Source organism: Corallococcus exiguus (genome assembly GCF_009909105.1).
GTDB classification, from domain to species: domain Bacteria; phylum Myxococcota; class Myxococcia; order Myxococcales; family Myxococcaceae; genus Corallococcus; species Corallococcus exiguus.
The window spans coordinates 13,074-37,350 of record NZ_JAAAPK010000003.1 but is presented as its reverse complement, the minus strand read 5'-3'; the positions used below and the strand labels follow the sequence as shown (position 1 = coordinate 37,350).

The 24,277-nt window shown below is 68.6% G+C and carries 32 protein-coding genes; 10 read left to right on the top strand and 22 right to left on the bottom strand.

Features of this window, described 5'->3' with window-relative positions; translation table 11 throughout:
- Positions 1-31: 31 nt before the first annotated feature.
- A complete protein-coding gene (locus tag GTZ93_RS11665) occupies positions 32-187 on the top strand; it encodes a hypothetical protein (protein ID WP_161662779.1) in 156 nt (51 codons plus the stop codon).
- A 733-nt stretch (positions 188-920) separates the two neighbouring features.
- Here GTZ93_RS11665 and GTZ93_RS11660 read toward each other — a convergent pair.
- The 3 genes from GTZ93_RS11660 to GTZ93_RS11650 form a co-directional block, all read right to left on the bottom strand.
- Entirely contained in the window at positions 921-1,220 is a 300-nt protein-coding gene (locus GTZ93_RS11660; RefSeq protein ID WP_139917224.1) for a helix-turn-helix domain-containing protein, read from the bottom strand.
- A 515-nt stretch (positions 1,221-1,735) separates the two neighbouring features.
- Positions 1,736-2,551, bottom strand: a complete 816-nt coding sequence (locus GTZ93_RS11655; protein ID WP_139917226.1) for a hypothetical protein — start codon at positions 2,549-2,551, stop codon at positions 1,736-1,738.
- Between the two features lie 78 nt (positions 2,552-2,629).
- Entirely contained in the window at positions 2,630-2,899 is a 270-nt protein-coding gene (locus GTZ93_RS11650; protein ID WP_139917228.1) for a hypothetical protein, read from the bottom strand.
- Between the two features lie 166 nt (positions 2,900-3,065).
- Between GTZ93_RS11650 and GTZ93_RS11645 the strand changes: the two genes are divergently transcribed.
- Together GTZ93_RS11645 and GTZ93_RS11640 are read left to right on the top strand one after the other, a co-directional pair.
- On the top strand, positions 3,066-3,284 hold the full coding sequence (locus GTZ93_RS11645; protein ID WP_139917230.1) for a hypothetical protein: 219 nt from the start codon (positions 3,066-3,068) through the stop codon (positions 3,282-3,284).
- A 71-nt stretch (positions 3,285-3,355) separates the two neighbouring features.
- On the top strand, positions 3,356-3,706 hold the full coding sequence (locus GTZ93_RS11640) for a hypothetical protein (RefSeq protein ID WP_139917232.1): 351 nt from the start codon (positions 3,356-3,358) through the stop codon (positions 3,704-3,706).
- 3 nt (positions 3,707-3,709) lie between these two features.
- Here the strand turns inward: GTZ93_RS11640 and GTZ93_RS11635 are convergent, their stop codons facing one another.
- From GTZ93_RS11635 to GTZ93_RS11555, 17 genes are all read right to left on the bottom strand, one after another.
- Entirely contained in the window at positions 3,710-6,121 is a 2,412-nt protein-coding gene (locus tag GTZ93_RS11635; protein ID WP_139917234.1) for a fibronectin type III domain-containing protein, read from the bottom strand.
- Between the two features lies 1 nt (position 6,122).
- Positions 6,123-6,944: a hypothetical protein gene (locus tag GTZ93_RS11630; protein ID WP_139917236.1), complete on the bottom strand. Its 822-nt coding sequence runs from the start codon at positions 6,942-6,944 to the stop codon at positions 6,123-6,125.
- A gap of 27 nt (positions 6,945-6,971) precedes the next feature.
- Positions 6,972-9,863, bottom strand: coding sequence for a hypothetical protein (locus tag GTZ93_RS11625; protein ID WP_139917238.1), 2,892 nt, complete (start codon positions 9,861-9,863; stop codon positions 6,972-6,974).
- An 18-nt stretch (positions 9,864-9,881) separates the two neighbouring features.
- On the bottom strand, positions 9,882-10,094 hold the full coding sequence (locus tag GTZ93_RS11620) for a hypothetical protein (protein ID WP_139917240.1): 213 nt from the start codon (positions 10,092-10,094) through the stop codon (positions 9,882-9,884).
- Between the two features lie 14 nt (positions 10,095-10,108).
- On the bottom strand, positions 10,109-10,501 hold the full coding sequence (locus GTZ93_RS11615) for a phage tail protein (RefSeq protein ID WP_139917242.1): 393 nt from the start codon (positions 10,499-10,501) through the stop codon (positions 10,109-10,111).
- 46 nt (positions 10,502-10,547) lie between these two features.
- Complete coding sequence (locus GTZ93_RS11610) at positions 10,548-11,006, bottom strand: phage tail tube protein (protein WP_139917244.1); 459 nt, start codon at positions 11,004-11,006, stop codon at positions 10,548-10,550.
- A gap of 13 nt (positions 11,007-11,019) precedes the next feature.
- On the bottom strand, positions 11,020-11,454 hold the full coding sequence (locus GTZ93_RS11605; protein WP_257979096.1) for a hypothetical protein: 435 nt from the start codon (positions 11,452-11,454) through the stop codon (positions 11,020-11,022).
- A 40-nt stretch (positions 11,455-11,494) separates the two neighbouring features.
- Positions 11,495-11,899 (bottom strand): phage tail terminator protein, encoded by a 405-nt coding sequence (locus tag GTZ93_RS11600; protein WP_139917248.1) that lies wholly within the window; start codon positions 11,897-11,899, stop codon positions 11,495-11,497.
- Positions 11,899-12,219, bottom strand: coding sequence for a hypothetical protein (locus tag GTZ93_RS11595; RefSeq protein WP_139917250.1), 321 nt, complete (start codon positions 12,217-12,219; stop codon positions 11,899-11,901). Before GTZ93_RS11595 ends, GTZ93_RS11600 begins: the two co-directional genes overlap by 1 nt.
- Positions 12,219-12,875, bottom strand: coding sequence for a hypothetical protein (locus GTZ93_RS11590; RefSeq protein ID WP_139917252.1), 657 nt, complete (start codon positions 12,873-12,875; stop codon positions 12,219-12,221). The genes GTZ93_RS11595 and GTZ93_RS11590 overlap by 1 nt, the downstream gene beginning before the upstream one ends.
- An 86-nt stretch (positions 12,876-12,961) precedes the next feature.
- Positions 12,962-13,414, bottom strand: coding sequence for a hypothetical protein (locus GTZ93_RS11585; protein WP_139917254.1), 453 nt, complete (start codon positions 13,412-13,414; stop codon positions 12,962-12,964).
- Positions 13,415-13,456: 42 nt separating this feature from the next.
- Positions 13,457-14,647 carry a phage major capsid protein gene (locus tag GTZ93_RS11580; protein ID WP_139917256.1) on the bottom strand — a complete coding sequence of 397 codons (1,191 nt, stop codon included), beginning with the start codon at positions 14,645-14,647 and terminating at the stop codon, positions 13,457-13,459.
- A 65-nt stretch (positions 14,648-14,712) separates the two neighbouring features.
- Positions 14,713-15,438 carry an HK97 family phage prohead protease gene (locus GTZ93_RS11575; protein ID WP_139917258.1) on the bottom strand — a complete coding sequence of 242 codons (726 nt, stop codon included), beginning with the start codon at positions 15,436-15,438 and terminating at the stop codon, positions 14,713-14,715.
- 28 nt (positions 15,439-15,466) lie between these two features.
- A complete protein-coding gene (locus GTZ93_RS11570; protein WP_139917260.1) occupies positions 15,467-16,834 on the bottom strand; it encodes a phage portal protein in 1,368 nt (455 codons plus the stop codon).
- A 19-nt stretch (positions 16,835-16,853) separates the two neighbouring features.
- Positions 16,854-18,371, bottom strand: coding sequence for a terminase large subunit domain-containing protein (locus tag GTZ93_RS11565; RefSeq protein WP_139917262.1), 1,518 nt, complete (start codon positions 18,369-18,371; stop codon positions 16,854-16,856).
- Between the two features lie 19 nt (positions 18,372-18,390).
- Positions 18,391-18,873: a hypothetical protein gene (locus GTZ93_RS11560; protein ID WP_139917264.1), complete on the bottom strand. Its 483-nt coding sequence runs from the start codon at positions 18,871-18,873 to the stop codon at positions 18,391-18,393.
- Positions 18,874-18,920: 47 nt separating this feature from the next.
- Positions 18,921-19,487 (bottom strand): hypothetical protein, encoded by a 567-nt coding sequence (locus GTZ93_RS11555; RefSeq protein ID WP_139917266.1) that lies wholly within the window; start codon positions 19,485-19,487, stop codon positions 18,921-18,923.
- A 321-nt stretch (positions 19,488-19,808) separates the two neighbouring features.
- On the opposite strand from GTZ93_RS11555, the gene GTZ93_RS11550 reads away from it, so the two are divergent.
- The 4 genes from GTZ93_RS11550 to GTZ93_RS11535 all read left to right on the top strand — a co-directional run bounded on the left by GTZ93_RS11550 (position 19,809) and on the right by GTZ93_RS11535 (position 21,493).
- Positions 19,809-20,417 (top strand): hypothetical protein, encoded by a 609-nt coding sequence (locus tag GTZ93_RS11550; protein ID WP_139917268.1) that lies wholly within the window; start codon positions 19,809-19,811, stop codon positions 20,415-20,417.
- A 33-nt stretch (positions 20,418-20,450) separates the two neighbouring features.
- On the top strand, positions 20,451-20,654 hold the full coding sequence (locus GTZ93_RS11545; RefSeq protein WP_139917270.1) for a hypothetical protein: 204 nt from the start codon (positions 20,451-20,453) through the stop codon (positions 20,652-20,654).
- Positions 20,651-20,872, top strand: a complete 222-nt coding sequence (locus tag GTZ93_RS11540) for a hypothetical protein (RefSeq protein ID WP_139917272.1) — start codon at positions 20,651-20,653, stop codon at positions 20,870-20,872. Before GTZ93_RS11545 ends, GTZ93_RS11540 begins: the two co-directional genes overlap by 4 nt.
- Before the next feature lie 234 nt (positions 20,873-21,106).
- Positions 21,107-21,493: a hypothetical protein gene (locus tag GTZ93_RS11535; RefSeq protein WP_139917274.1), complete on the top strand. Its 387-nt coding sequence runs from the start codon at positions 21,107-21,109 to the stop codon at positions 21,491-21,493.
- A gap of 43 nt (positions 21,494-21,536) precedes the next feature.
- Here GTZ93_RS11535 and GTZ93_RS11530 read toward each other — a convergent pair whose 3' ends face one another.
- On the bottom strand, positions 21,537-21,809 hold the full coding sequence (locus tag GTZ93_RS11530) for a hypothetical protein (RefSeq protein WP_139917276.1): 273 nt from the start codon (positions 21,807-21,809) through the stop codon (positions 21,537-21,539).
- A 120-nt stretch (positions 21,810-21,929) separates the two neighbouring features.
- On the opposite strand from GTZ93_RS11530, the gene GTZ93_RS11525 reads away from it, so the two are divergent.
- On the top strand, positions 21,930-22,385 hold the full coding sequence (locus GTZ93_RS11525; protein ID WP_257979097.1) for a C40 family peptidase: 456 nt from the start codon (positions 21,930-21,932) through the stop codon (positions 22,383-22,385).
- A gap of 21 nt (positions 22,386-22,406) precedes the next feature.
- On the opposite strand, the gene GTZ93_RS11520 is transcribed toward GTZ93_RS11525, so the two are convergent.
- Positions 22,407-23,054, bottom strand: coding sequence for a hypothetical protein (locus GTZ93_RS11520; protein ID WP_139917278.1), 648 nt, complete (start codon positions 23,052-23,054; stop codon positions 22,407-22,409).
- Between the two features lie 199 nt (positions 23,055-23,253).
- On the opposite strand from GTZ93_RS11520, the gene GTZ93_RS11515 reads away from it, so the two are divergent.
- Both GTZ93_RS11515 and GTZ93_RS11510 read left to right on the top strand, forming a co-directional pair.
- On the top strand, positions 23,254-23,883 hold the full coding sequence (locus GTZ93_RS11515) for a hypothetical protein (RefSeq protein WP_139917280.1): 630 nt from the start codon (positions 23,254-23,256) through the stop codon (positions 23,881-23,883).
- 35 nt (positions 23,884-23,918) lie between these two features.
- Entirely contained in the window at positions 23,919-24,098 is a 180-nt protein-coding gene (locus GTZ93_RS11510; RefSeq protein WP_257979099.1) for a hypothetical protein, read from the top strand.
- The last annotated feature ends 179 nt before the right edge of the window (positions 24,099-24,277 follow it).

Here is a 24,277-nt window from a genome sequence, read left to right as displayed (position 1 = left end):
GCTGAGCAACCCGCCGTCCACGGACGGGACGATGAAGTCCTCGGGTTCCGGCGGACGGCCGTACTGCCGCGCCCAGCCCTCCGCGTGCCAGGCCGTGAGGATGTGCGCCAGGGCGGGGTGGACCGGCACCTCGCGCACCACGCCCGTCTTCGTCGCCGCCTTCAGCACCTTCCGCTTCGAGGCATAGCTGGTGTCCACGACGAGCTTCCCCAACGGGGCGGCGCCGGGCAGGTAGTCGCGCCACCGCCGGGGGCTGATTTCGTTGACGCGCATGCCGCCCAGGTTCTCCAGCGCGTAGAGGACGCGGTGTCGTTCCGGGAGGCGCTGGTCAGTGACGAGCATCAGCACCTCTTCGCGCGTGAACACGGCTTCTCGACGCCATGTCGGGTCCCGGTCGAGCTTCTTCGGCAACTCCCCGCGGCGCTGCTTCAACACGCAGGGCGTCGCCGCGATGAGTTCCTCCGTGAGGGCATCGCTGAACATCACCCGTAGCGCACCGTAGACGTGCAGGATGGTGCGAGGCGCGAGCTTCTTCTTCCCCTGTTCGTTCCTTCTGGCCTCCAGCGCTCGGACAAGCTGAAGGACATGCCTGGGCCGCACCTCGCTCAGGATCATGTCTCCGATGAGCGGGAACACGTGCTGGAGGCGGTCTTCGTCGGAGTCTGCGGAGGCAACCCCCCTCGCTCGCCGCTCGTTCAGCCAGCGCTCGGCATACCGCCGGACGGTGATGGGGCCCGAGCCCGCACCCGCGAGTCCGCTCTCCTTCTCCGCGCGCACCTTCCGCTCGATGGTCGTCAGCAGCTTGCGCGCCACCGCTTCGTCCTTGCTTTTGGAGGACTTGTATCTACGAACGCCTGTGGCGTCGTAGAACCAGACCCACCAGAAAGGGGAGTCGGCGCGCTGATAGATCTCGCCGCTCATCAGCTGGCCCGCCCGAGCGCCTTGTCCGCCAGTCGTTCAATCTCGACGTCGGACGTCGCCTCTCCAGTCTCCCGTGCCATCACCTCCAAGAGCTGTCGCCGACTGACCCTCACGTTGCGGCCCTCGCCGTACCGCTTCAGTGTCCCGTCGCGGAGCCATCGACGAATGCTGGTGACGCCGTAGCTCACGAGCGCGGCGGCTTGCGTGACGGTGATGAGGTCTCCGGACGTCCCAGGCGTGGCCGCCAACTCCTCGCGGAGCACTCTCCGGATGAGGTTCTCCATCTGCGTTTCGGTCATCGACTTCCCCGCTCGGACGATACTGAACAAGATGATAGGTCATGAAGAAGGGCCACGACCCTGGAGGTCGAAGCCTCGTCCGCTTCCAGGTGCGCGCGCGTTGAGCACGTCGCGTGCCAGCAATGTGAAGTTGGGGGAGAAACAGCGACGCGTCTCCTGCTCCGGACACCAGTCTCGGCAGGGGACGGCGCGCATGCTGGACCGTTGATGCTGGCGTCGGAGAGCTTGTGTCCTGCGTGCCCCATGCGAACCCCACCCAGAAACAAAGAGGTGCTCCGCCGACGGACCTAAGAAACGCCGACGGAGCACCGGAGGGCGGGTGTCCCGACATCACTCGGGTGCACCGGCCTTTTCTGGTAGCCAGCCGCACGAAGGCGGAGGCCAAGCTCGATTTGGGAGGCGATCCACCGCTTAGGTCACTGCTTCAGCGGACCGCTGGCACCACGCAATACCTCAAAAGGGGTAACACCAGTCAGGCAGCCGCGCAAGTGGGCATCTCGCGGAAGACGTGCGCACTACATGCCGGCGGCGCGGTAGCACTTGCCCTTGTGCTCGAACTGCTTGTCTCCGCAGGGGGCTTGTTTCGAGGTTTCAACCCAGCAGGCCCCATTGATCAGGCGCTCGCTAGCGTCGGGGTCGCAGTCCTTCGTCTTCTGCCCCTTGAGCGGGCGCTTAGGGACCTCAATCGACATTTCAGGCGCATCAGGCGTCGAGGCTGCGAGAACGAGGCCGATGGGCACATGCGGCGGTCTCGTCGGCGTCGGCTCCAAGGCTCCGCTCGGCATCATGATGGATCCCAGGATGGCGGCGCCGGCGAGAACGACGGACACGTAGCCGCTCTTCAGCGTGTTGGTCCAGACCCGTGCGAGCACCCGCCGGGCTCGCCTCCAGTGCCTGCGCGAGCGCAGGATGGGCCCGCGGGGCCGAGCTGGGGCGCGAAGGTGCGCCATGGTGGCGGCCAGTTCGCTGCGCGTGCAGGTGGACTGCACCATCGCCTTGGCGATGCTCAAGGCACCCTCCGCGACGCGAGCCACGTCCGCGTCGGATGCGTCCTCCGACACGTTGGCCAGCCGGACACGCAGGCTTGAGGGAGCGCCCTCCGTCGCTGCTCGCGCGGAGACGACCATGTCCATGTCCACGTCTGGGTGGAAGTCCGGGCGGCGTCCCGTGGCGTGGAGGTCGAGCGACGTGGCACCCGTCTTGGCGTCGCGCACCTGGTACAGGCGGCCCAGCAGGATGCGCCGATAGCGGCGGATGATGATGTCGAGCGGTCGTTCACGGCTCCCCGCGCGCGAGGCCTTCGTGCTGCTGCCTCCGCCGCGCAAGGACACCGACCCCGGCCCCCTCCAGATATTCTCTGCCTGCCTCATTCCACCCCTCCCGCAGTCGCCTGCTACGTGGCCTGCCTGCTACTTCTTCGCCCGGGTCTTCTTCGTCGGAGCTTCGGAGGACTCTCCTTGGGCAGCCTTGATGTGCTTCTCGTAGCTCGCAAGCTGCGCTGGCGTAGCGCCTTTTCGCCAATCCTCCTCCGCCCAGGCGAGCAACTCCTCGATGACCTCGTTCCGGCTGCGGTCCAACGTTTTGGCAATAGCCTCCAGTCGATGCCACTGCTGGAGCCGGAGACGCAGCGGGGCGGCGCGGATGGGGTTGCTGCTGTGGTCGACCAAAACAGGGGACATGGGAACCCTCCGGCTCACCCGGCCGGTTTCGATGGAGCTGGAGTACACAGAATCGATGCGAACCAACTGTGATATCCAAGTCGGCTCGTGTCAATCCGGAAGTGATGTCAATTATGGTGTCTATTCTGAGTCGAGCTGCATTCGGCTGGCGCCCCTTTTTCTGGGCATGCATCCTCGTCGCCCCAGGACTCCTTCACCCGAGCTACAGCGCCACCGACAGGTCCGCGCGGACTTTCTGCGCGACCTGGCCCGCCTCCAGGGCGTGGCCGAGCCGGCACCCCAGCCGCGCGAGATTCCGCCGGAAGAGCGCTGCCCCACCTGTGACGGACCAACCTTCATCACCGGCTACGGCCGGGTGTGCAGTCTGGGGCTGCACGATGGCTGAACGCCTGTCAGGTGCAGACTGGGTCGGTGGCCATGCTACGGATCCCATGTCCGCATCTTGATGGAGAAGACATGCTCCGTGTGGTGGTTGCCGTTCTGCTTATGGCTGGTGTTGTTGGCTGCACCTCTTTTCGCAAGCAGTACCTGCAGCGTGCCGATATTTCGGATGAGGAGCGCGACGCTGTCCGCCGCCGCAAGCTCCTGATTGGGATGCCAGAAGAAGGCGTGAAAGCTTCATGGGGGAAGCCCTGCGAGGCCAAGAGTGAAACAACCGCCGATGGCCAGAAAGCCCGATGGATGTACTGCGCGAAGTGCCCACGCCGCGTCCGTGAGTTCGTCACCGAAGGCATCCAGCCGGTCCAATGCAAGGGTGAGAAGCTGGTGACCTTCCGTGACGGCAAGGTCACCGAGATTCGCGAGTAGTCCTCACGCCGCCGCGCGGAAGCGCACGCCTTCGAGGCTGAGCTCCGTCGTGCTGCCGGCCATGGGGGTGACGTAGCCATCGGGCGTCACCTTCATCCAGCCGAACGCGCCATTGCTCACCACGGGGAACCGCAGTTCCGTGGCAGGCCGATAGCCTTCGTCCAGGCGGAAGCAGGACGAGCCGAGAGTGCCGCTCTTGATGCTGCCCACCAAGGCGGTCTCTCCTCCGTTTCGGTAGTACGCCGGGCCCTCGCGCGGCACTCCCGTCCACACCCAGCCCGACGCGGGAATGAGCATCGCAGCCACGAGCCTCTCCAGCTTCGACTCCACGACGACGCGCGCGGAGTCGATGTAGAGCGTGTACGCCAGGGCATTGCCCTTGCCGATATAGAGCTGGCAGTAGCGCGCATTGGCGGGGGCGACGGCGTACTTGCCCTTGCCGAGGTCCTTCCAGAGCGACGAGGCGACGCCCACGTCCACGGTCGTGATGCCGCCGGACGGGAGCAGGTTGCCGTTGCCGTCGAGCCACGCGAGCCAGAGGACGCAGGTGTAGTTGTTGTTGGTGCCCTCCGTGTTCCCTCGCATGAGCACGCTCGGGTACACGAGGTCATCGGGGCGGACGACGAAGGGCGTGCTGCCCAGCTTCGTCGCCAGCAGCGTTGGCGCCAGGCGCACGGCGCGAGCGCCGCTGAAGACGCTGGCGGGCTCGTCGAAGGCATCCACGTTCCAGGCGCCCGGAGAGACACGCCATCCGTCTGGAGGGAGGTCCACGTCGCTGAGCGCCTCGAAGTCCGCGTTGAGAGGCCGGTCCGCGTAGGTGACGGTCGGCAGGAGCATGGCAGGCGCGACGTACCTGGGCGCGAGCGTCACCTCCGCGCTGGCGGGCCCCGCGTTGCCCTTCACGTCGCGGGGGATGACGCGCGCGTAGTAGGCGCGGCCCGCCACCAGGTTCGCCACGCTGAAGCTCGTGGTGCGGCTGTTTTCACGGAAGCTCGCCTGGGAAGGCACGAAGCCGGGCGAGCTGCTGATGTGCAGTTCGTAGGCGTCCCAGGCGGCACCGTCAGCCGCGGGTGTCCACGCGAGGCTGAAGCCGTTGACGGTGTTTGTCACCGTCAACCCGGACGGCGCGGCCGGGCCGGTGAAGGTCGCGGACGGCGCGATACCAGGGCGCGCGTCGCGCTCCAGCCACTCCGTGCGGCTGGTGCTGGGACGGCCTTGGAGCTCAAGCTTCGTGCGCGCCTCTCCGCTGGTGCCCTCGAAGTCCGCGGAGACGATGGCCAGGCGCTGGGGCGAGTCGAAGTGCACGCCGTCCGGCAGCACCTGCACGAGGTCCCCTGCCTGGAGGTACCAGTGGATGCCCGGCAGCGTCAGCGACAGGCTGAGTGCCGACTCGGAGAGGTCCGCGATGGCCGCGTCCGCCAGCCGCTGCGCCTCCGCCTGGGTGTCGATGAGCGAGGAGGCGCCCTCCGCCACCTGCATCCACCGGCGCCCGTACAGCGCCACGGAGGAGGGGTTGGTGGCCGTCACCGTCTTGCGCTTCTTCGCGCCGGTGGCGTCCTTGTCGTCCTTGTCGCTGTACACCACCTCCACCACGTTGCGGATGTGCTCCAGGCTGCGCTTCAGTTCGCCCAGCTCCAGCACGTTGTCCGGGCCGAAGGTGGCCACGGGCGTGTCCGTCAGCCGGTCCGGCGACCAGAGCGTGAGGGCGAAGGCGCCCACGTCCTCGCGCCAGCGCATGCGCACATCCCAGCCAATCTGCTCCGCGAGCGCGCGGATCGCGTCCATGAGGGGCTCGCGCTGCTGGACGTAGGGCCCGCGCATGGACAGCGGATCCACCGGCGTGTAGAGGCCGAAGTCGGACAGGCCGTTGTCGTTGAGCAGCGACTGGATGATGGACTGCACGGGCGTGCCTGAGGTGCTGCCGTACTGGCGCTCCACCTCAGCCCACGTGTCCTGGAGGAGCCCACCCAGGTCGCGCCCGGTGATGCGCAGTTCGTCCCCGCCCGCGTCCACCTCGTCGATGCGGCCGCGCCACGCCTCGCGCCAGGCGCCCGCGGGCACGTCCGCGCGGCGCGTGTCCAGCGGCACCGCAGCCACCTCCACCCGGAAGTACGCGCCCTCGCGCAGCAGCGGCTGGAAGGTGCCGTCCGCGCCCGTGTTGAGGAAGCTGCTTACCACCAGGGGCGAGAGGCTGAGGCGCATCCCGTCCGGGCCGTTGCGCGCGACGGTGACGGTGGCGTCGGAGACGGGTGCCTCGACGCTGTCCGACCAGCTCACGCCCAGCAGGTAGTCCCCGGGCAGGAGCGTGGAGAGGTCCGTCCACGTGGCGCCGCGCTGGACCAGGACGCGCAGGTGCGACGCGAAGCCAGCGGGACAGGTGAGGGCGGCTACTTCGGCGAGAGAGAGGGTGCGCATGTCAGGTGTCCTCCGGTTGCTGCCACAGTTCGAAGTCGAGGTACTGGCCCTGTACGCGCGCGCCGTCCTCGTCGTACTCCACGGGTTGCGCGTCGAGGGCCTGCCCCAGCACGCGGCACGGCCCAGGCAGGCCGGAGCCGGCGGCGGCGTGGTACGGCAGCGGGCCGAAGGGCGCCGTCGCAGCGGCCCACTGGGGCACCCACGCGGTCGGCACGGTGTAGGGCAGGTAGACGAGGTCGCTCACCGTGACGGTGGCGCTGGTGGCGCGCACCAGCAGCACGCCCTCGGAGGGCATGACTACGAGCCCCAGCTCGCCATCCATGTCATCGGCGATGCCCAACTCGCCGCCGTTGACGTAGAGGACGTTGGGCCCGAATCGCGCCACGACGTGCGTCCACTCGGGGCCGACGTAGTCGCTGCGAAGCCAGAAGCCCACGGTGCAATCCAGGCGCGCGGCCACCGACCACTCCACCTCTTCGCCCACGGCCAGGCGCATGGCGCCCGAGCCCCAGCGACCGACAACGCTCGTGCCCGCCTGCGGCTCGCCATTGAGGTTGGCCATCACCCCCTTGCTGGAGGTGAAGGCATTCTGCGCGAAGTCCCAGCTGTGGCCGTCACCGTCGAGGAGGCGGCGCAGCGCCTGGGCTTCCGCCATCGGCACGGGGGGCGTTCCTCCGGCCCAGGTGAAGACACGTTCCCTGGTGCCGCTCTGCGCCCAGCCGCGGAAGGTCCGCACGCGCGGGCCCAGCAGAGTGGGCTTCTGGACGAGCCCCTTCGACGCTGAGCACCGCACCTCGATGCCGCTGAGGGTGAGATAGGCCATGCCCCAAGAGAAGGGGCGGTCCGGGCGCTACGCGTACCGTGGGCCGACGGCGGCTGCCGTGCCGTAGAGGCGGATGCTCGCGCGCCGCTGCCTGTCCTCGTAGTCCTGCCTGGCCTGGGCCATGGCGTCGGTGATGTCGTAGCCGGTGATGTTGTACTGGACAGGAGGCATCGCCGCAGCGCTGGCAGTCCCAGCGGCGTTGGAGCCCCCCATGATGCGGTCGAGCAAGTCCTGCAGCGGGCCACCCAGGCCGAACGAAACATCACCTCCGCGGCTGATGGGGGGCAGCACTTCAGACCCGGGAGTCGTCGGGGTCGTGGGCATGCTCGGCGAGGGCTGCGTGCCAGTCGAGGTGGTGGGACCGTTCTGTTCGTCCTGCACGTCGAAGCGACGGAGGGCCACCTTCCACAACGCGGGCACGTTCGAGAGGGCCTCGTTCACGTCCTCCAGCGCGTCGCGATTCTTCAACACCTCGGCCGTCTCCCTCGCCTTGGCGAGGGCCGCGTCCCACGTCAGGTCCTCCAGTTCCTGGATGTTCCGCGCCAGTGACTCGACGTCCACCTTCGCGGACTCCATGCTGTTCGCCCAGCCGCGCAGGAAGCCGAGCGGGTGTGCGCCGAAGATGGAGATGTCCCCCAACTGGCGGAATACCCACTGGATGGCGGAGACGATGCCGTTCCACGCGCTGCCCAGTCCCTTGATGACGTAGAGGATGGCGATGGCCACGTAGCGGAGCACCTGGAAGAGTCCCTTGAGGACGTTGTCGAGCAACCACGCCGTGGCCTTGCCGATGGCATCGAGGGCAGGCGCGAGCATCTTCAGCACCATGCCCACCAGGACGATGATGGGTGCGATGCTTTCCATGGCCTCCCCCATCGCCTCCATCGACGGCTGTACGACCTCGACGATGACGGACACGAGGTAGCCGACGCCGCCCATGATGGTGTCGAGCCCGGTGGCCGCTGCGCCTAACAGGTCCTTCAACATCCCGATGACACCGTTGAGGACGGCGATGGCCTCGGCCATCTGGTCGGAGCCCATCACCAGTTCGCCGATGACCGCCACCAGCGCGGCCCACCAGCCCCCATCCTTGAATGCCTGCGTCGCCGTGCTGTAGAGCTGGCCGAACTCACCCATGCGCGCGACGAAGCCATCGAGGAGGGCTGCTATCGCCGCCCCTACATGCACCTTCGCTTCCTCGGCGAGTCGCTGGGCATCCCGCCAGATGGAGATGTTGGCCTCCTGGGCAGCCTCCATCTCGGTACGCGCGGCAGCGGCCAGTTCCTCGCGCGCCTCGCTCGACCTGTCGCGATTCCACTCAAGCTCGTCCGTCGCCTGGTCTGCGGCGTTAGCCAGCGACTCCAGCGACTTCGCCGCGTTCTCCTCGTCGGCAGCTGCGGCTCGGTCCGCCTCGCGCCTCACCGCCTCGTTCTCGTAGGCCTGGAGCTGGTCGTAGCTCTTCTGGCGGAGGTCTCCGTTCAGGTCGCCCGGCTGACGGATCCGCGCTTCGGCGTTGCCACCCAGCAAACCCATGAAGGATTTCAGCCTGTCTTCCCAGTCGGCGGCCCCGGACGACTTGAGGATGTCTCCGACGAACATCTTCACGCCCTCGGCGGAGTGCTTCATGCCATCGCCAGTGAGCCAGCCTGTCTGGTAGTCCCAGAACTTCTTCCCGGCCCAGACGACGTCCTTGCCGAACTGCGCGCCGGCCTCCCCAGCAACCTCCGCAACATTCTCTGCCGCCTGGGCCAGCTTTTGGCGCACACCCTCGGTGCCCTCCCAGAGCTTCTCCGCGCCCGTCATCAGGTCATCGCCCTGGAGCTTCTTGCCCGCCGCAAACGCCTTCTTCGCGTTGCCCATACCCAGCGCGTTGGCTATGGGTTCGAGTGCCGTGGATGCTCCGCGCACCAGGAAGGCAGCGAAGTCGAGCGCGCGTTTCACCTGGGCCTTGATTGATTCCGTGACGGCGTCGAACGCAATGACAAACACGTCCGCGAGCTTGTGTGCCACGTTGCCCAGGGCCGTCATCATCTTGCCCATGAACTCGGAGATGGTCTGCCATGTCTCCATTGCGGAGAGCCCAATGTCGCCCCAGGACTTGTAGATGCTGCCGGCGAGGAGCGTGATGGCTGCGAGCGCTGCGGCGATAGCAAGGATGGGGACGAGGGCGCCGCCGAAGCTGACGAGCATCTTCAGGACGCTGGAGAGCATGGACGGCGTGGCCTTGACGAACTCCACCATGGACTTGCCCAGGCCCTTGAAGCCCTCACCAACGCCCTTCATCGTGGGCGTCATCGCCTTGAAAGTCGTCCACAGCTTGGACATGCCGGCGCCCACGTCCACGTTCTTCATTGCCTGGAGGGCCTGCCATGCCTTGGTGGCGGCCGGGCCGACGCCGTTCAGCACGGGGCCGAGCTGCCCGATAATGGGCAGCACCGCCTTGACGCCCTGGAGCGCGATGCCGAAGCCCTTGGCCAGGCCCTCCACGGTGGCCGCCAGCTTGCCGACGAAGCCGATGCCTAAGCCGACGCCAGCGGTCCACGCGGCGAGACTGGCCGCCGCACGCTTCGCCTGGGGGCTCAACCGCTGGAAGTGCGCGACCAGGTTGGACAGGAAATCGCCGATGCGGCGCACCAGCGGGGTGAAGAGGTCGCCCACTTCCGCAGCGAAGGTGTAGAGCACCTCCTGGATGTGCTCCACCTCCGCCGCGAGCCGCGCGTTCGACTTCGAGGCGGCCACCACCGCCCCTCCGATGCCAGCGGCGACGACGGCGCCAATCTTTCCGATGGGGTCCGCCGCCTCCTTCACCTTCTTGGCGGTGTCCTCCACCTTCTTCACCAGCTTGCCGAGGTTGGCCACGGCCTCGCCAATGGACGCGGTGACTGCGACGTACAGATCTCCAACCTTCAACGCACCCATAAGGGGACTCCAGGACTGCTACCGCTTCGGCGTGGGCCTCGGGCCGAAGCGGTAGACGGTGGTGTTGGTGGTGGGGCCGCTCGCGGGCGTGCGGTGGGACGCAGCGGAGTGCTTCTGGACGCGCCGGTCGAACTCCTCGCGTTCCAGCGCGTTGTACGCGAGCAGGCGCACGACATCGGACCAGGGCCACGAGCGAACTTCCTCGGGCGAGCAGTGCATCATCTTCGCCACCCCGTAGATGGCATTCAGCTCGGGGTGGCTTCGGAGTTTCCCTGCTCCTCCTCCACTGTCTTGCCACCGAAGCCGGAGGTGAAGTCCTTCGCGAGGTCCACCAGCCAGGGCTCCAGCTTCACGGCCTCCAGGTCCTCGCGGCTGTTCATGTCGAAGGCGCGGCGGCGCCCGCCCGGGTGGTTCAGGCAGGCGATGGCGACACGGGCCAGGAAGTACACGCCGGCGTCTTCGTTGACGGGCTTGCGTTCCGCGTCAATCTCCCCGGCCTCCTTGCTCATCTTCAGCACGAGGGTCTTGTCGCCCGCCGACGGCTCGCAGATGTCGTAGGGGGCGCCGTCGATGTCGACGCGCTTGATGAACTTCCGGGCGGTGCCGATGGGCTTGCGGTACTGGGGGACGTCGCTCATGTCTGTCTTCTCCGGGGTAGAGGACTGCGATGGAAGGAAGGGGCGGCTACACCTTGACGGGCGCGCCCTGGCCGTTGAGGGAGGCCGTCAGCTTGTCCACGTCTGAGGACGGGCCACCCGAGTCGAAGGACATGATGCGCGCCGCGTACCGCACCCCGCGCTTGCCCGCGGTCGCCGCCTCGTCCTTGATGACGTGCAGGTAGCCCACCTGGCCGGAGAGCATGTGCGTCTCCATCAGGTCCTGCGCAGCGTTGCCCGCGATGCGGTGCCCGTTGAGGCTGATGGTGAGGCCGCGCAGTGTGGCGGCGTTGCGCTTGTATCCGTCGCCGCCGAAGTAGTTCATGTCCACGCTGTCGATGGCCGTGGACACGCTGCACTCGTTGATGCCGTCCAACTCCGTAGAGGGCGTCTCGGACGTGCCATCCTCCAGGCTCACGAGGGTGGTGGTGGGCGTGGCGGTGAAGTGGACGCGCTGCGCGTAGAGGACTTCGGGTTCTCCAGCCATGATTCAATTCCTTTCACTTCGGGGGAAACAACTCTTTCAAAGCCTGCTCAATGGCAGCCTTCACGCTCTTGCGGCCGACGGAGCGCGAGCGGCGGAAGGCCTTCCGCAGGAAATGCGGCTCCGGGTTGACGATGTCCCGGTCCCAGTGCACGCCCTCGTGGATGGCGCCGGCCGCGTGGTGCGCGTAGCCCGCCACCCAGGTGACGGAGAGGCGCCGGTCCATGTGGTACTCGGGCCCGTCCAGGTAGCCTGTCTCCGCGAGCGGGCGCTCAGAAGGCTTCTCGTTCCCGTGCTCGTCGTACTCGATGTCCCTGTCCGCGCGCGGCACATCGAACTGCGAGAGGTCCAGCGCGTGGCGCACGGTCGCGTAGCAGGCCTTCTCCAGCTTGCTCAGCACGCGCTGCGGCTGCTGGCGCAGCTTGAGGAGCGGGGCGAGGTCGAGCTTCACGCGGACAGGCATGTCCGAAGAGAAGGGGCGGCGCCTGGCGTCAGACGACGTGGGCGAGGGTGACGGTGAGGACGAAGCGGTGCCGGTGGTTGTCGCCCTCGCCCAGGTAGGAGGGCAGGCCCTGCGAGCGGCAGGAGACGTAGCCGGGGACGGCCGCCAGGTGCAGCGCGCGCCAGCACCCGCGGGCCAGGGACTGGGCCTCCAGGTAGTCACGGCCGCGCACCAGCACCTGGACGTCCCGCTGAAGGTAGCTGCGCCCCGTGCCCATGTAGTCCTCGGGCGCGGCGCCCGGCATCTCACGCACGGCCACCGCCAACGGCGGCGCCGGCATGGGCATGGGCCCCGTGTAGAGGCTGGGCGGGGACGCCGTCCGGGAGACGCCCAGCGCGGCCGCGTCCAACAGCTGGGCCACGTGGAGCTCCACATCCTTCAACGCGTCGGCCATCAGACGTACACCTCGTAGTGGTCCAGCGCTCCGCGGATGTCGAAGCACGGGGTGATGCGCAGCGGGAGGCGCCGCGTGTTGAGGTCGCCCGGCGTGGTGCCGGGCAGCCAGAGGCCGTCCCCGGGCCGCACCTCCACCTTGGTGAAGAGGACGGCCTCGGAGGTGGCGTCGGTGCCGTCGGAGGTGACGAGGCGCTTCGTGCTGCCCTCGAAGCGGCAGGCGTGCACGGTGGGCGCGGAGAAGTCGTCCTGCCCGCGGTCGTTGACGCCCAGTAGCCGCGCCAGGCCGAAGCGCTGCTTGAGGCGGTGGCCCAGCAGCATCACACCACCCCCTGGCGCGGGCGGCGGTACCGGGCCACCAGGCGCCGCGCTCGCGCGGGCACCGCGGGCAGCTGCCCGTCCTCGTCCGTGGCGCGCGTCAGGGAGGTGCCGCCGATGGACTCGGAGACGGCCTCCTCTGCGCCGTCCCCGTGCACCAGCGCGCCCACCACCATCTGCGCCGCCAACTGGAGGTCCGCCGGCAGGTCCACCTGTAGCCCCACGTCCAGCGCCGCCTGGCCGGGTGTCACCCAGCCTGCGTCGTAGGTGACGACGAGCTCGCCCGTGTCCTCCACGTGCAGCGGTGTGGAGGAGACGCCGGGTGAGTAGCGGCCGGTGAAGGGCCACGCCTCCCCACGCGCCAGCACCCGCCCCATGACGGCGGACTCGAGCGCGTACGCGGCGGCCGGCAGTTCCACGCCGCACACCTCCACGCGCGTCACCTGGCGCACGCCGCCGGAGCGCAGCCAGAGGTAGCGCCCGCCCGGGCTGGCCACCGACTCCACGACGGCCAGACGCCGGTGCAGCGGGTAGCCCACGTGCGAAGCCAGCGTCAGAGACGCGGCGGTGATGAGCAGTGGCAGGCGCTCGGGATCCGCTGCGTCGCGCACGGTGGTGGGCAGCTGGGCGGCGGTGAGCAGGTCCTCGATGGCAGGCATTGGCACCTCGGAGCAGAAAGAGGGCCGGGGCGGCACGAGGCCACCCCGGCCCGGGCAGGCACGGGAAGGGGAAGGCGTGCCCGCCGCTACACGGGATTCCGGTTGGAGCCGCCCAGCACCAGCACCGCGCCGGTAATGAGCGTCGGCGAGCTGCCGCCGGTGAAGGACAGCACCTGCTTCACGCGCAGCTGGTCGTGGTCATCGCCCAGGAAGGAGATGTCCAGGTCCAGCTCCGCGGCGCCGGACTCGGCGGTGGCGATGACGGAGAGCTCCTGGCCATCGCGGTCCACCACGGGGGCCCACGCGCCCGGTGCCCCCTCCGCGCCCGCCGTGCTGCCCCGGGACTCGAAGGTGAAGGTGGCGCTGATGCCCGTGGGCGTGCCGGTGGCAGCGCCCACCGCGACGGCGAGCACCGCCGACCGGAAGGACAGGATGTCGACGACGGGGCCCTGCGTGGTGCCGGCCGCGCGCGCCGCGGGCGCCAGGGCCAGGTTGTTCGTCTTGATGTACGCGCCGATGTTGGCGAGCGAGGGATGCATGCGAGTGCTCCTGGTGAGGGTGGAGGTCGGCGGGATGCCGGCCTAGTAGGTGACACCCGTGCGGACGGAGAAGGCCTTCGGACGGCGCACCTGCCAGTCGCCCTCCTGCACCCCGCGCAGCGTCTTGCGGTCGCGATTGAAGTCGTTGCCGTTCTCGCCCAGCTCCATCTCCAGCGGCGAGGCGTTGCCGAAGTACAGCTCCTGCGCGAGTCCGAAGCCGATGATGTTCTTGCCCGCCAGCGTCTGCGTGTGCCCCACGGGGAACCCGTTGATGGTGGGGTTCTGCAGGTCCTGGAGGCCGGGGAACACCCAGCCGCCGGTGCCAGACGAGGCCGCGTCGCGCAGGCTGGAGAGGCCCATCATCGTCGTGGAGGTCATGAAGTAGAACGGGTTGGCGCCCTCCAGCGGGATGTTCGCCTCCATGACGTCGGCCACCATGGCCTTCAGGTCCGCGACCTTCTGTTCGATGGTGGTGCCGGTGATGGCCTTCTTCGTGATGCCAGCGGTGTTGACGATGCCCGTCGGCGTCTTCGAGCCCTTGCCCACGAGCCCCGCCTGGTCGAAGGCCAAGCCCATGGCACGGCCCACGTCGGCGGCGAGCTGCTCGGCGGAACGCAGGTTGCCCTTGCGCATGAGGCTGTTGGCGATGCGGATGGTGCCCATGGCCTTGAAGGCGCCGAGGATGAGGTCCCCCGTGTCCAGGTCGGACTCGCTGGACTCCTCGTCTTCGCCCTCCCACGCCACATGCACGCCTTCGTTGATGACGCCGATGGTGAGCTTGGAGCCGTAGCCCGACTCGATGCGCGGGCCGGCGCGCAGGAGGATGGAGGCGGGGCGCAGCGCGTCGATGATCTCCTCGCTGCGGGACTCGCGCGCCCAGATACTGCCGCCCTGGGCGAAGACGGACTCGAAGACGCCCGCGGACTTCACCTTCTCCAGCCACTCACGCAGCGGCTGGTTGAGGTTCTTGGCCTTCTCGCGGCCGGTGCGGTCCTCGTACTCCAGGAAGGCGGCCTTGAGGCGCAGGCCCAACGCGGCGAGCGCCGGCTGCTCCGTGTCGAACATGCCCTTGTACTTCAGCAGGGCGGGCGCGCGACCGGGCGCCGCGGGGCTGATGATGGCGGGACGCGCGGCGAGCGCGGCCTCGACGTGCTTGAGGATGATGGGCGCGAGCGCGGCCTCCACCACCGGGGGGACGGCGGCGGGCGCGGCGAGCTTCGGGGGCGTGGACATGACAGCTCCTGCGGAAGGGTTGGGTGATGCGTCCAGTTGGAGAGAAGGGGCGGCGCCGCGCGCGGCTACGCCTTCTTCGTGACGAGGCTGCGGAAGTACTTCGTCACCGCGTCCTCGCCCTCGGCAGCGCCCTCTCCTTCCTGGCCCTCCTCGCTCTTCGTCTCCTCGGGCGCCGGCACCAGCTTCGCCACCATCTCCTTCACCTCGGCCACCAGCGCCTTCGTCTCGGCGATGTCATTGGCCATCTGGTCGAACGTCTGCTGCACTTCCTCGGGGGTCGCCATGCTCTTGAGTCTCCGCGCGGAACGCTTCGCGCCAATGCCCGTGATGGAAACCTCCACCAGCTCCGCCTGCTGCACGTCCTCGCCACCCCTGTCGTTGGGGCGGGCGGACAGCGTGAGGTAGCCGATGGAGCACGCGTCGAGGGTGCGGGCTTTCACCTTCGCAGCGCAGAGTTGAGAGACTTCGCCGATGCCATCGAAGAGGGGGGACATGAGCGGCTCGCCGCCCTCCCACCAGATGCGCGCGCGACCGACGGGGAAGCGGCCGGAGGCCTTCGGGTCCTGGTGGCTGTGGTCCCAGTAGAGGGGCACGTCCGCCTGGCCGGGCGGTAGGCGCAGCGCACCCGCCGCCATCCGGTCCCCGTCGCGGTCGTACTCCTCTGGCGGGTCAATCAGCCGGAAGACGGGAGGCGTGCTGGCCTGCGCGGGCGGCGCAGCAGTGGCGGGGGGCTCGTAGAGCTTCAGCTTGAGGGCGCGCGTGCTGCGCTTGGTGCGCGGGCGTCTGTCCATGCCCCAGAAGAAGGGGCGGCGCCTGGCGCTACAGCCGCCCCTCTTCGCCGCTCCTGTCTCTCGGCGGGTTGGGTGTGGCGTTCGCGGACGCCGACTGCGGGTTGTTGCCCCCTCCAGCACCGGGCAGGGGAGGGGGGCGCTTGCCCTCGAGGAGCGGGTCCGGCTCGTAGCCCGCCAGCTCGCGCACCTCGTTGTAGGTGAATGCCTCGGTAGGCTGCGTCGTCATCAACCTGAAGACACGCTCGAACTCCTGAGGGCGCGGGTCGTCGTAGTCGAGGATGGCGTCCCTATCGACGAGGGGCACCAGGCAGTGCTGGAGCCACGTGCGCCAGAACTCCAGGCGGGGCAGGACGGCGAAGTCCGCGAGGGTGTACTCGGCGCTCTCCGCAGTGGAGCGGTTGCTGGACGTGAGGTCGCCCACCAGTTCCGGCGGCACGTTGTACGTCTGGCGGATGAAGTCCAGCAGACCCTTCTTCAGCTCCTCCGTCTGGAGCTCCCGGAAGTTCACCTGCACCTGCGCAAGAGAGACGCCCGCTGGCGCGAACCACACCTTGCCCGCGTTGCTCGGGCCCTGGTGCTGTGCGTTGAAGCGCGCTTCCAGGTCTTGAGCAGACTCGCTCGTGGTGCTGCCGTCGTCGTCACTCTTGTTGCCCAAGCCAACGATGGCAGCCGGAACGCCCCCGCGTTCGAAGGTAGACTTCGTCGCGCGGGAGATGGCCTCCGCCGTGTCCAATTCATCACCCAGTGCCATGCCGGCGCCGGCCCCACGGTCCTCGGGAGCCTCCGGATCCAGGTGCTTGAACCAGAGGACGTCCGACTCGGACACCGCGCCGACGAAGGTGTTGTAGCTGAGGAAGAAGACGGGGGACTCCGGCGTGGGCGTCATCATCACCCGGTGTGGAGGCACCACCTCCCAGCCCACCACGCGGCCGGTGTCATCCCGGCGCAGCCAGAAGAAGGCCTCACCCACCAGGTCCACGTGCTCCTGACTGAGCTTTCGGTAGGCCCGCCCGGGGTACTTCGGGTGCGGCGCTTCCAGCAGGCGCAGCAGTTCGTGGTCCGGCAGTTCCACCAGTTCGCCCGCGGCGCTCGCATCCTTCAGCGCCTTGGTGCGCAGCGCTGGGTCGGCGGACTTCAGTCGCTGGTCGAGCACGCCCAGGACGCCGGGCCGGGCGCGCTTATAGACGCGCCAGCGGGGCGTGGCCACCTTCTCGGCCACGGTGTCCACCACGAGGCGCAGCCACGCGTTTTCCTTGTACGCGCGCAACACCTCGCGGCTGCCTCGACGCGGACTGAAGCTGACGAGCGGCAGGGCGTGAACGAGCTGCTGTCCACCGCCCCGAGGTGTCGGCACGAGACCGAGCGCCTTCGCGACGCGAAAGAGAATGGAGGCCATGCCCTCCAATAAGGGGTGGCTACTCCTCGCCGCTCGTGTCCTCGGGCTCCGGGTCCGCCGCCGCGCCGACGTTGCGCCGCATCTTCACGACGTGCTTGTAGATGGGCCACACCATGGCATCCACGCGGTCATCCCGCGCGTGGCCGCCCGGGGCACCGGTGAACTTCGACAACTGCTCCTCCAGCTTGTCGAGCTTCCCCACCATGTGCACGAGGCCCGCCGCAGCGAGCATGGATACGGGCGCCGCGCGCTCCGCCTTCGAGTTGCGCGCGCGCTCGGTGAGCACCTTCACCTTCGCCAGGGTATGGATGGTGGACCGCACCATGCTGCCGCCCGTGTTCGTCTCCGCCATGATCCACGCGCGGGGCCGCCCGCCGCTGTCCTTCTTCGCGTGGGGCTCCCAGGCCTTGAGCGCGGCCACCGCCTTCTTCGCCCAGGCCGCCGGCTCCGGGCTCTTCAGGGAGAGGTCTGCGAGCACGTAGGCATGGTCGCGCCCGTCCTCCTCGCGGCGCACGCCCACCACCACGATGCCGTGCATGTCCGCGCCCTTCTTCTCGCCGGTGGCGGGGTCCAGGCCCACGACGATGAAGTCGAAGACGGAGGGCGCGTCCTTCGGCTTCACGCGCGAGGCGTTCCAGTCCACCCCCCTGAAGAGGGCCGGGTCCAAATCGAACTCCAGCTCGCCGTAGAACTCACGCCTGCCGATGGCGCTCTTCGCTGCGTCACGCGCCTGGAGGGAATAGGCGTCGTCCAGGTGCGCGCTGTTGTCCAACGTGCTGGAGCGCGAGAGCACGAGTCCATCCCGCTGCTTGAGGATTTCGCGGAAGAGCTCCGTGGGCGCGGGCGTGGTGGTGATGACCTTGCGGCTGGAGCGTCCCAGCTTGCGCATTCGCGCGGACGTGCCGCGACCGACGCGGCAGCACTCATTCCAGACGGCGACGGGGTCCTTCTTCCAGGCCACCACCTCATCCAGCCACTCGAAGGTGTAGCCGTAGCCGCGGAACTTGTCCGCGTCCGCAGCCGGCAGGTAGTCGGCCTTCACGCCATTGGGGAAGATGAGCTGCTTCTTCGACTTCAGATGCTCGGGGCGGAACCACGGCGGCGCCAGGGTGATGATGCCGCTGGGGCCTTCGAGCTGGTTCTTCTGAATCTCCGTGTACGTGGGGCCGACGATGAGGATGCGCGCCTCGGGGTCCGCCTTCGCCTCGCGCAGCACGGCACAGGCGCCCGCGTGCGTCTTGCCGGCGCCGCGCCCGCCCAGCAGGAACCACGTCCGCCAGCGCGCGTGCTCGGCGGCAATCATGTCCGGCGGCTGCTGGGCGGGGCGGAGGGAGTACTCGGGCTCGTAGAAGAGGACGAGCAGCTCCTGGGGCGTGAGGCCCAACCGGTCCGAGAAGCCCGCCGTGGTGCCGAACTTCTCCCGGAGGATGAGCGCCAGTTCATCCAGGCGCGAGTGGCGGCCGTGCGTCTCGGGGCGGATGACGGGAAGGCCATGGAGCAGGTCCTTCCCGGCGGTGACGGCTTTCGATTTGGTCATGCCCTCCGAGAAGGGGCGGCTACTCGCGGCAGGCGAGGGCGCGCGCCCGGGCCACCAGCGCGGCCACGTCGGCGGCGACCTGGTTCGTCACCTTCTCGTCCACCCAGGCGCCCGAGTTGTCACGGACCGACAGGGCGCGGAAGGCGGAGGCGGACGCGTCGATGAGCCCCGCGAGGGCCACCGGGGTGACGGGAGCGGACGCGACCTTGACGATGGAGTCCGCCGTCTCCTGGAGCTGCGCGTCGAGCGCCTTCAACTCGGCGGCGGCGCTGGAGATGTCGGCGGTCGCCGCGACGTGGAAGTCGCCCACCTTCCGGTCCACCTCGGACGGCTCGCCCTGGACGGTGTCGGCCATTTCCTGCGCCTTGGCGAGGGACTCCTCGGGGGAGCACCCCTCCGCCTCCTGGATGGACTTGGCCAGCGACTCGGTGGAGGCCATGCGCCAGTGGGCGGTTTCGGTGCTCGGGGTGGACGCGGCGGACGGCGTGGACGGGGAGGACATGCGGTGCTCCTGAGTGGTGGTTGGACTGCACCACCCAGAAGGGGTGGCTACTCCTCCGGGGCAGGTGGGGGAGGCTCCAGCTTCTTGTCCTCGTTCGTGAGGAAGCGGGCCAGCCGCTCCGCCAGCGTCTTTTGCGCCTCATCCGGGGTGACGAGCTCGAAGGCGCCACCGTCGCTGCTGGTGGGCCCCGCGGTGCGCGGCAAGGTGAAGTTCTTCGGGTCGCTCGTGGCCAGGCGCCAGCGGACCCACTTGTCGTTGAAGGCGCGGTTGCCGATGTTCTCCATCGCGGCTTCCTGGAGGACACGCCGGAAGTGCGCGGCGGCCGCGTCGTACTCCATGACGAAGGCCGTGTAGACGTCCTCCTTCCCGCGCTCGACGGACTCGGTGCCGCGCGTGCGCCACCCTTGGACGACGGTGTCCGTGGTGCCGACGGCGGCGGCCGCGTCGCGCAGGGTGTCGCCCGCGGCGATGCGGCGACACAGCTGCGCGCCGAGCTGCGGCGTCAGCGTCGTCACCGGGCCGGGCTTGCCCAGGGGCCGATAGTTGAGGAGCGGGTCGAGGCTCACCAGCTCTTCGGGCTCGCGCTCTGGCTGGTGGTCGCGGTGGCGGGCCATGCCCTCCAGAAGGGGCGCCAGCGCACGCGCGCTTCGAGCCTTCCGCGCCCACGTGCGAGCGCCGAAGACGCGCCAGCGGCCCTCCAGGAACGCGTAGGGGGCAAAAAATCAGGGGGTCGTCTCAGAGCTCGCCGGGATTTTCCGGGAGTTTTCCGTGCCGTAGGATTGCAGCGCTCCGAGCAATCCTTTCGGAAGGCGTACGTGTGGGTTTCCCACCCCAGGGGGCCGCGCCCGCCGTGTAGGACATGCCCGCGCCGCCCCTTCGTCCGTATTGGTCAGGAAACGCCAGTACGCTGGACTTCATCACCGGAGGACGTACCCATGCCGAACCAACCAACGAACCCGCTCGTCTACAAGGTCACGGTCAACTCACGATTTGTGCAGATGCTGCTTGATGCTCTGCCTGGCACGACGATGGCCCTGCTCTCTCGGCAAATGAACGACTTCGCGGCAAGGGCTGCACGCGACGCCAAGCCTGTGCCCGCTGGTTTCGTCGGGTTTGGCGAGATCGAGTCGACCGACGTGGACGGGTATCACATCGTCTTCAACAACGACCTCAAGGAACGGCGCCTCGACATCATGGGTGTGGTGACCAGAGGGTGTCGTTGTCCCGTCGATGCCCGGGGCCAGCAAGGGGAATGCCGCTGTTCCACCTCCGATATCGACGAGCTCCTGAAGTTCATCGACACGCTGGCCTACATCGCTGCGTCAAGCGGCACGAGCGTAACGCTTCCGGCCCACGTCTGGACTCGGTATGCCGAGAGCCGCGCGCCGGGCCAGGAAGATCCGACCAGCGTGCGCATGGATTGTGAGCCCTTCGGGCAGGTCGTCATCGAGTGCATGCGCGGCGACCAGCACATCGACACCTGCTCATTGCTTTCTCTGTACAGGTCTGGAGACTTGAAACGCCGGCGCAGCCTCGCTGATTAGAGTCGCCCGCGCCGTCGCCCCTTCCTCCGGAGAATGACCAACTCCAACGGACGCATGACGGTGACGGACCACGAGGGGCGGGAGGTGGGCGCCCTAAAGCCCGTGACGCCGTACCTCGACGGACTTCTGTACGACAGCAGCACCCCCCGGCCGCGCGTCGATGAGGCGGTGGACCGGCTGCACCTCGGCTGGTTCGGATGGGATGCGGACGGCCGGGACGCGGAGCCCGCGCGATGAGCGAGCGCCGCTTCCCGCTGATCCTGTCCCCCGAGGAACGCAAGGCTGGGGCGCCCACGAGCATGCCGTGGGCACTCGCGGAGCGTGCCTACGTCGTCTACTGCGACCGCTACAGTGGTGGGGGCCAGACCCTGGAGCGCGTCGCACAGCGTGGCGGGTTCTACACCGGCGAGATGGACCTGTTCATTCCGGGTTGGCGCCAGGAGCTGGGGCTGTGACGTCCTGTTCCTGCCCGCGCACACGCGAGGACCTGCCGTGCCCGGTGCCTGGCTGCTCTGCGGGCGTGGCGCTCCCGCGGGGCTACCACCGAGGACCGGGCGGTAGGCGCTGGCGCCGCGAGCTCGTCCCGGGCCCGCCCGGCGAGGCGTCCCGGTGGGCGTGGACGCGCTGGGCGCCCGCCGCGCCGCGCAGCCCGCGTGCTCCAGGGTGAGGCACCGCCCCTTCTGACGGGCATGCCCCCCGTCAGCACCGAGTCCGCTGTCCTCATCCTGGCCGTGAGCCAGCTCCTGGTTCCGCTCCTCAACGGCCTGCTGTCGCGCCGGCAGACGAAGCACGAGTCCGCAGTGGACCAGGTGCCCCTGCTGGTGCAGTCGCTGGGCGCGGTCGCCCAGGACGTGCGCGACATCAAGGCGGAGCTGCGCGTGGTAAACGAGCACGCCGCCATGCTGAAGGTGGTGGAGCTGCGCCTCCGGGCCCTGGAGGACTGGATGGGCGCCGCGCGGCCACAGCTGCACCAGGTGGTGAACCACGTCACGCTGCTGATGGGCGAGCGAACCTCCAGGCAGCTTCAGCACGCCGCCAACGTGGTGGCCAAGGATGCGGGCCCTGGCCACCCGTGAGGAAACAGACTTCAACAGCGCATTGCACTCCGGCGGCGGTTGATTACCGACCCTCGCGCCGCTCGACCTCTGCATTCGCGTCCCTGTTGATCTTCTGCAAGGCATCGATCTCCTTCAGGCAGGCGGCACGCGTCTTCTGAGGATCGACGTAGTTCACGTAATCCCCGCGTTGAATCGCCTCGTCTGCCTGCCTGAGGAGCACCTGTACAGACTGGACGTAGACGGTCGCTTCGCGAGCAACCTCGCGCAGCGCCGTGCTGGACTCCATGGTGAACGCGTACTCCAGCTTCTCCCTCAACCCATCGCTGACGCTCATCGCTCGTTCTCCTTCTGCAAACCTCGCAGCATCACTGGCCCATCACGCTGGCCACGCGCATGGCAGCAGGCCACTGGGCGCCCCTTCTGGGGAGGACGCCTCTTTGCCCCGGAGCCCGCCGTGCCCATTATCACCTCGCAGCGCGCCACCTTCCTGCAGCTTGTCCTCGCCCAGATGCACTCGCCCTACCGGTGGGGCGCGAAGGGCCAGCGCACTTCGGTGGAGGGCCCGCGCCTCTTCGATTGCAGCGGCCTCGTGACGTGGGCTTGGCACCAAGTGGGCGGGAAGGACTGGCGCGCGACGCACAACACGGACCGGCTGTGGGCGGAGTGCCTGCCGGTGGCGAGCGTAGCGGACCTCCAGCCCGGAGACCTGGTGCTGTACGGCAAGGCCGGGGACCCGGATCACGTCATGGTGCACGTGGGCGCGGGCGTGGTGGTTGGTGCGTCCGGGGGCGGCAGCAAGACGCTCACGCTGGAGGACGCGGCGCGCGCGGACGCGAAGGTGAAGGCCTTCACGCGCGTGGAGTACCGGCCGGACCTGCTGGGCTTCCGGTGCCTGCCCTTCGTCTCGTGACGCGCGCAGGCGCACGTGAGACTACGCCTGAGCTGGCGGGGGTTGGCGGGCCAGCATCACGCCTAGAATCCACCGCCACGCCGCGCGCCAGTCGACGCCAGGTGCCGCCTCCTTGTCGAATCGGTCGAGCGCCTCGCCGACGGACACGCCGGCGGGCCAGTCAATCCTGATGGCGGCGACGGTCTGCTGCTGCGGGGTGTCGCCGGGAGCCTCAAGCAGCACGCACCACTGTTGCCCGTCCCCCTCCGACGCAATCAGCATGTCTGCGACAGGCCAATCGCGGCCCGTTGCATCCGGAAGCGTGATTCCTGCGACGGGCGGGACCGGCACATGCAGCGTGCGCCCGCGCACCGTCACGTCGTCGCAGTTGTAGCCCTGGAGCTCCGTGCTGCGGGCGGTACGCGCCAGCGCGTCGGACATCACCATGGAGTGGTGCCCATGTGCTCCCCACCGGAGTTGCATCCACCGCTCGAGCAGCTCCTGGCGCGACCACACCAGGTCGGTCTTGCCTTCCAGCACGGCCAGCTGCGTCTCTGTCACAAGCGGGTCCAACTCCGCGTCCTGGAACCGCTCGAAGCCCACTCGGCCCACCACGTCCTCTAACGCCAGGAGCGGCATCTCCCTGGCGATGCGCAGGGCCATGGCCTCGGAGAGCGCTCCATCGCTCACGGCCTCTTGCAGTGCGGAGGGGCCGCCACGTGCCCAGTAGACGCGCGCTTCAATGCCTGGTCCCAGCGAGTTCAGTACGTACATGGCGCGGCAGTAGGCGCCGCGCCCGCGACGAAGGGGAATACCTCCGACGTGGTAGCTGAACGAGGCACCCCTTCTTCGTGGTGCAGCTCCAACCCCCTGAAACGGGAGCAACACCATGAAGAAGCGTCTCACTCTGGCCGCGGGCCTCGCGGCCCTCCTCACCGCGCCGACGGCCCTCGCCCAGGCGTCCACCGGTGCCACCGCGGACACGAGCATCCAGACCGTGCTCATGTCGGCGGCCGTCACCGCCGTCCCCATCGTGGCTGCGGCCCTGGCCACCCTCATCTCGGCCGCGCTCTACGCCCTCACCAAGAAGCTGAACGCCCAGGCCGGGGACTCGAAGCTGGCCCAGGTGGGCGCCCGCGTCTCCATGCTGGCGGAGTCCACCGTCCGCGAGTTGGAGGTGACGATGCGGCCGAAGCTGGAGGCCGCCGCCGCCGATGGAGTCCTCACGGCCGAGGAGCTGGCGAAGATCAAGACGGAAGCGCTCACGCAGCTCAAGGCGAGCCTGGGCGAGCACGGGCTGAAGGAGCTCCAGGCGGTGCTGGGCCTCACCGCCGGCAGCATCGGTACCTTCCTGGGTGGCCTCATTGAGGCGGCCGTGGACCGGATGAAGGCGGGCAAGGCGACGCCCTCCACCACCATCGCGGAGGAGGTCGTCTCCGCCGCGCAGGCCCTGGGCGCCATCGGTAGCACGGCCGCGCTGGCCCCGGCCACGGCGGTCCCTTCGATGCCCTGCGGGTAGCAGTCGCCGCGGGGCTGTCGCGGGTGCTGAGTGACGTGCCGGTGAGAAGCGGGTACCTGGAGGCCCAGGCCGGCGTTTCCTCCCTCACGGGCGCCTACGCGCGCCTGGAGGGCGGGGCGAGGCTCCGGGAGAACCTGGGCGTCTTCGGCTTCGCGGAGGCCACCGCCCGCGAACGCATGGCTGGCGCGGGCGTGAGGTGGACCTTCGGCTGGTGATGCACCGCGGGTCCGCCTTGGGCGTCCAGGGCGGGCCCGCTGCTCGCACTTAGCCAGACAGGCTTTAAAAAAGCGAAATTCAAACTATTTATGGTGTTGCTAGTTACCCTCCCTGGGTTCACGCAGACGCTGTTTTGATTTGACTGAATGTGTGTCAGACCTGGGGCCGTCATCCAACC

Bases quoted from the DNA above. Each gene is read 5' to 3' on its own strand.
- GTZ93_RS11625 (WP_139917238.1), bottom strand. From the start codon at position 9,863: ATGGGTGCGTTGAAGGTTGGAGATCTGTACGTCGCAGTCACCGCGTCC.
- GTZ93_RS11515 (WP_139917280.1), top strand. From the start codon at position 23,254: ATGAAGAAGCGTCTCACTCTGGCCGCGGGCCTCGCGGCCCTCCTCACC.
- GTZ93_RS11530 (WP_139917276.1), bottom strand. From the start codon at position 21,809: ATGAGCGTCAGCGATGGGTTGAGGGAGAAGCTGGAGTACGCGTTCACC.
- GTZ93_RS11585 (WP_139917254.1), bottom strand. From the start codon at position 13,414: ATGCATCCCTCGCTCGCCAACATCGGCGCGTACATCAAGACGAACAAC.
- GTZ93_RS11540 (WP_139917272.1), top strand. From the start codon at position 20,651: ATGAGCGAGCGCCGCTTCCCGCTGATCCTGTCCCCCGAGGAACGCAAG.
- GTZ93_RS11660 (WP_139917224.1), bottom strand. From the start codon at position 1,220: ATGACCGAAACGCAGATGGAGAACCTCATCCGGAGAGTGCTCCGCGAG.
- GTZ93_RS11665 (WP_161662779.1), top strand. From the start codon at position 32: ATGAAGTCCTCGGGTTCCGGCGGACGGCCGTACTGCCGCGCCCAGCCC.
- GTZ93_RS11565 (WP_139917262.1), bottom strand. From the start codon at position 18,371: ATGACCAAATCGAAAGCCGTCACCGCCGGGAAGGACCTGCTCCATGGC.
- GTZ93_RS11630 (WP_139917236.1), bottom strand. From the start codon at position 6,944: ATGGCCTATCTCACCCTCAGCGGCATCGAGGTGCGGTGCTCAGCGTCG.
- GTZ93_RS11545 (WP_139917270.1), top strand. From the start codon at position 20,451: ATGACCAACTCCAACGGACGCATGACGGTGACGGACCACGAGGGGCGG.
- GTZ93_RS11610 (WP_139917244.1), bottom strand. From the start codon at position 11,006: ATGGCTGGAGAACCCGAAGTCCTCTACGCGCAGCGCGTCCACTTCACC.
- GTZ93_RS11590 (WP_139917252.1), bottom strand. From the start codon at position 12,875: ATGCCTGCCATCGAGGACCTGCTCACCGCCGCCCAGCTGCCCACCACC.
- GTZ93_RS11535 (WP_139917274.1), top strand. From the start codon at position 21,107: ATGCCCCCCGTCAGCACCGAGTCCGCTGTCCTCATCCTGGCCGTGAGC.
- GTZ93_RS11640 (WP_139917232.1), top strand. From the start codon at position 3,356: ATGCTCCGTGTGGTGGTTGCCGTTCTGCTTATGGCTGGTGTTGTTGGC.
- GTZ93_RS11570 (WP_139917260.1), bottom strand. From the start codon at position 16,834: ATGGCCTCCATTCTCTTTCGCGTCGCGAAGGCGCTCGGTCTCGTGCCG.
- GTZ93_RS11595 (WP_139917250.1), bottom strand. From the start codon at position 12,219: ATGCTGCTGGGCCACCGCCTCAAGCAGCGCTTCGGCCTGGCGCGGCTA.
- GTZ93_RS11560 (WP_139917264.1), bottom strand. From the start codon at position 18,873: ATGTCCTCCCCGTCCACGCCGTCCGCCGCGTCCACCCCGAGCACCGAA.
- GTZ93_RS11575 (WP_139917258.1), bottom strand. From the start codon at position 15,438: ATGGACAGACGCCCGCGCACCAAGCGCAGCACGCGCGCCCTCAAGCTG.
- GTZ93_RS11555 (WP_139917266.1), bottom strand. From the start codon at position 19,487: ATGGCCCGCCACCGCGACCACCAGCCAGAGCGCGAGCCCGAAGAGCTG.
- GTZ93_RS11550 (WP_139917268.1), top strand. From the start codon at position 19,809: ATGCCGAACCAACCAACGAACCCGCTCGTCTACAAGGTCACGGTCAAC.
- GTZ93_RS11635 (WP_139917234.1), bottom strand. From the start codon at position 6,121: ATGCGCACCCTCTCTCTCGCCGAAGTAGCCGCCCTCACCTGTCCCGCT.
- GTZ93_RS11580 (WP_139917256.1), bottom strand. From the start codon at position 14,647: ATGTCCACGCCCCCGAAGCTCGCCGCGCCCGCCGCCGTCCCCCCGGTG.
- GTZ93_RS11615 (WP_139917242.1), bottom strand. From the start codon at position 10,501: ATGAGCGACGTCCCCCAGTACCGCAAGCCCATCGGCACCGCCCGGAAG.
- GTZ93_RS11600 (WP_139917248.1), bottom strand. From the start codon at position 11,899: ATGGCCGACGCGTTGAAGGATGTGGAGCTCCACGTGGCCCAGCTGTTG.
- GTZ93_RS11650 (WP_139917228.1), bottom strand. From the start codon at position 2,899: ATGTCCCCTGTTTTGGTCGACCACAGCAGCAACCCCATCCGCGCCGCC.
- GTZ93_RS11645 (WP_139917230.1), top strand. From the start codon at position 3,066: ATGCATCCTCGTCGCCCCAGGACTCCTTCACCCGAGCTACAGCGCCAC.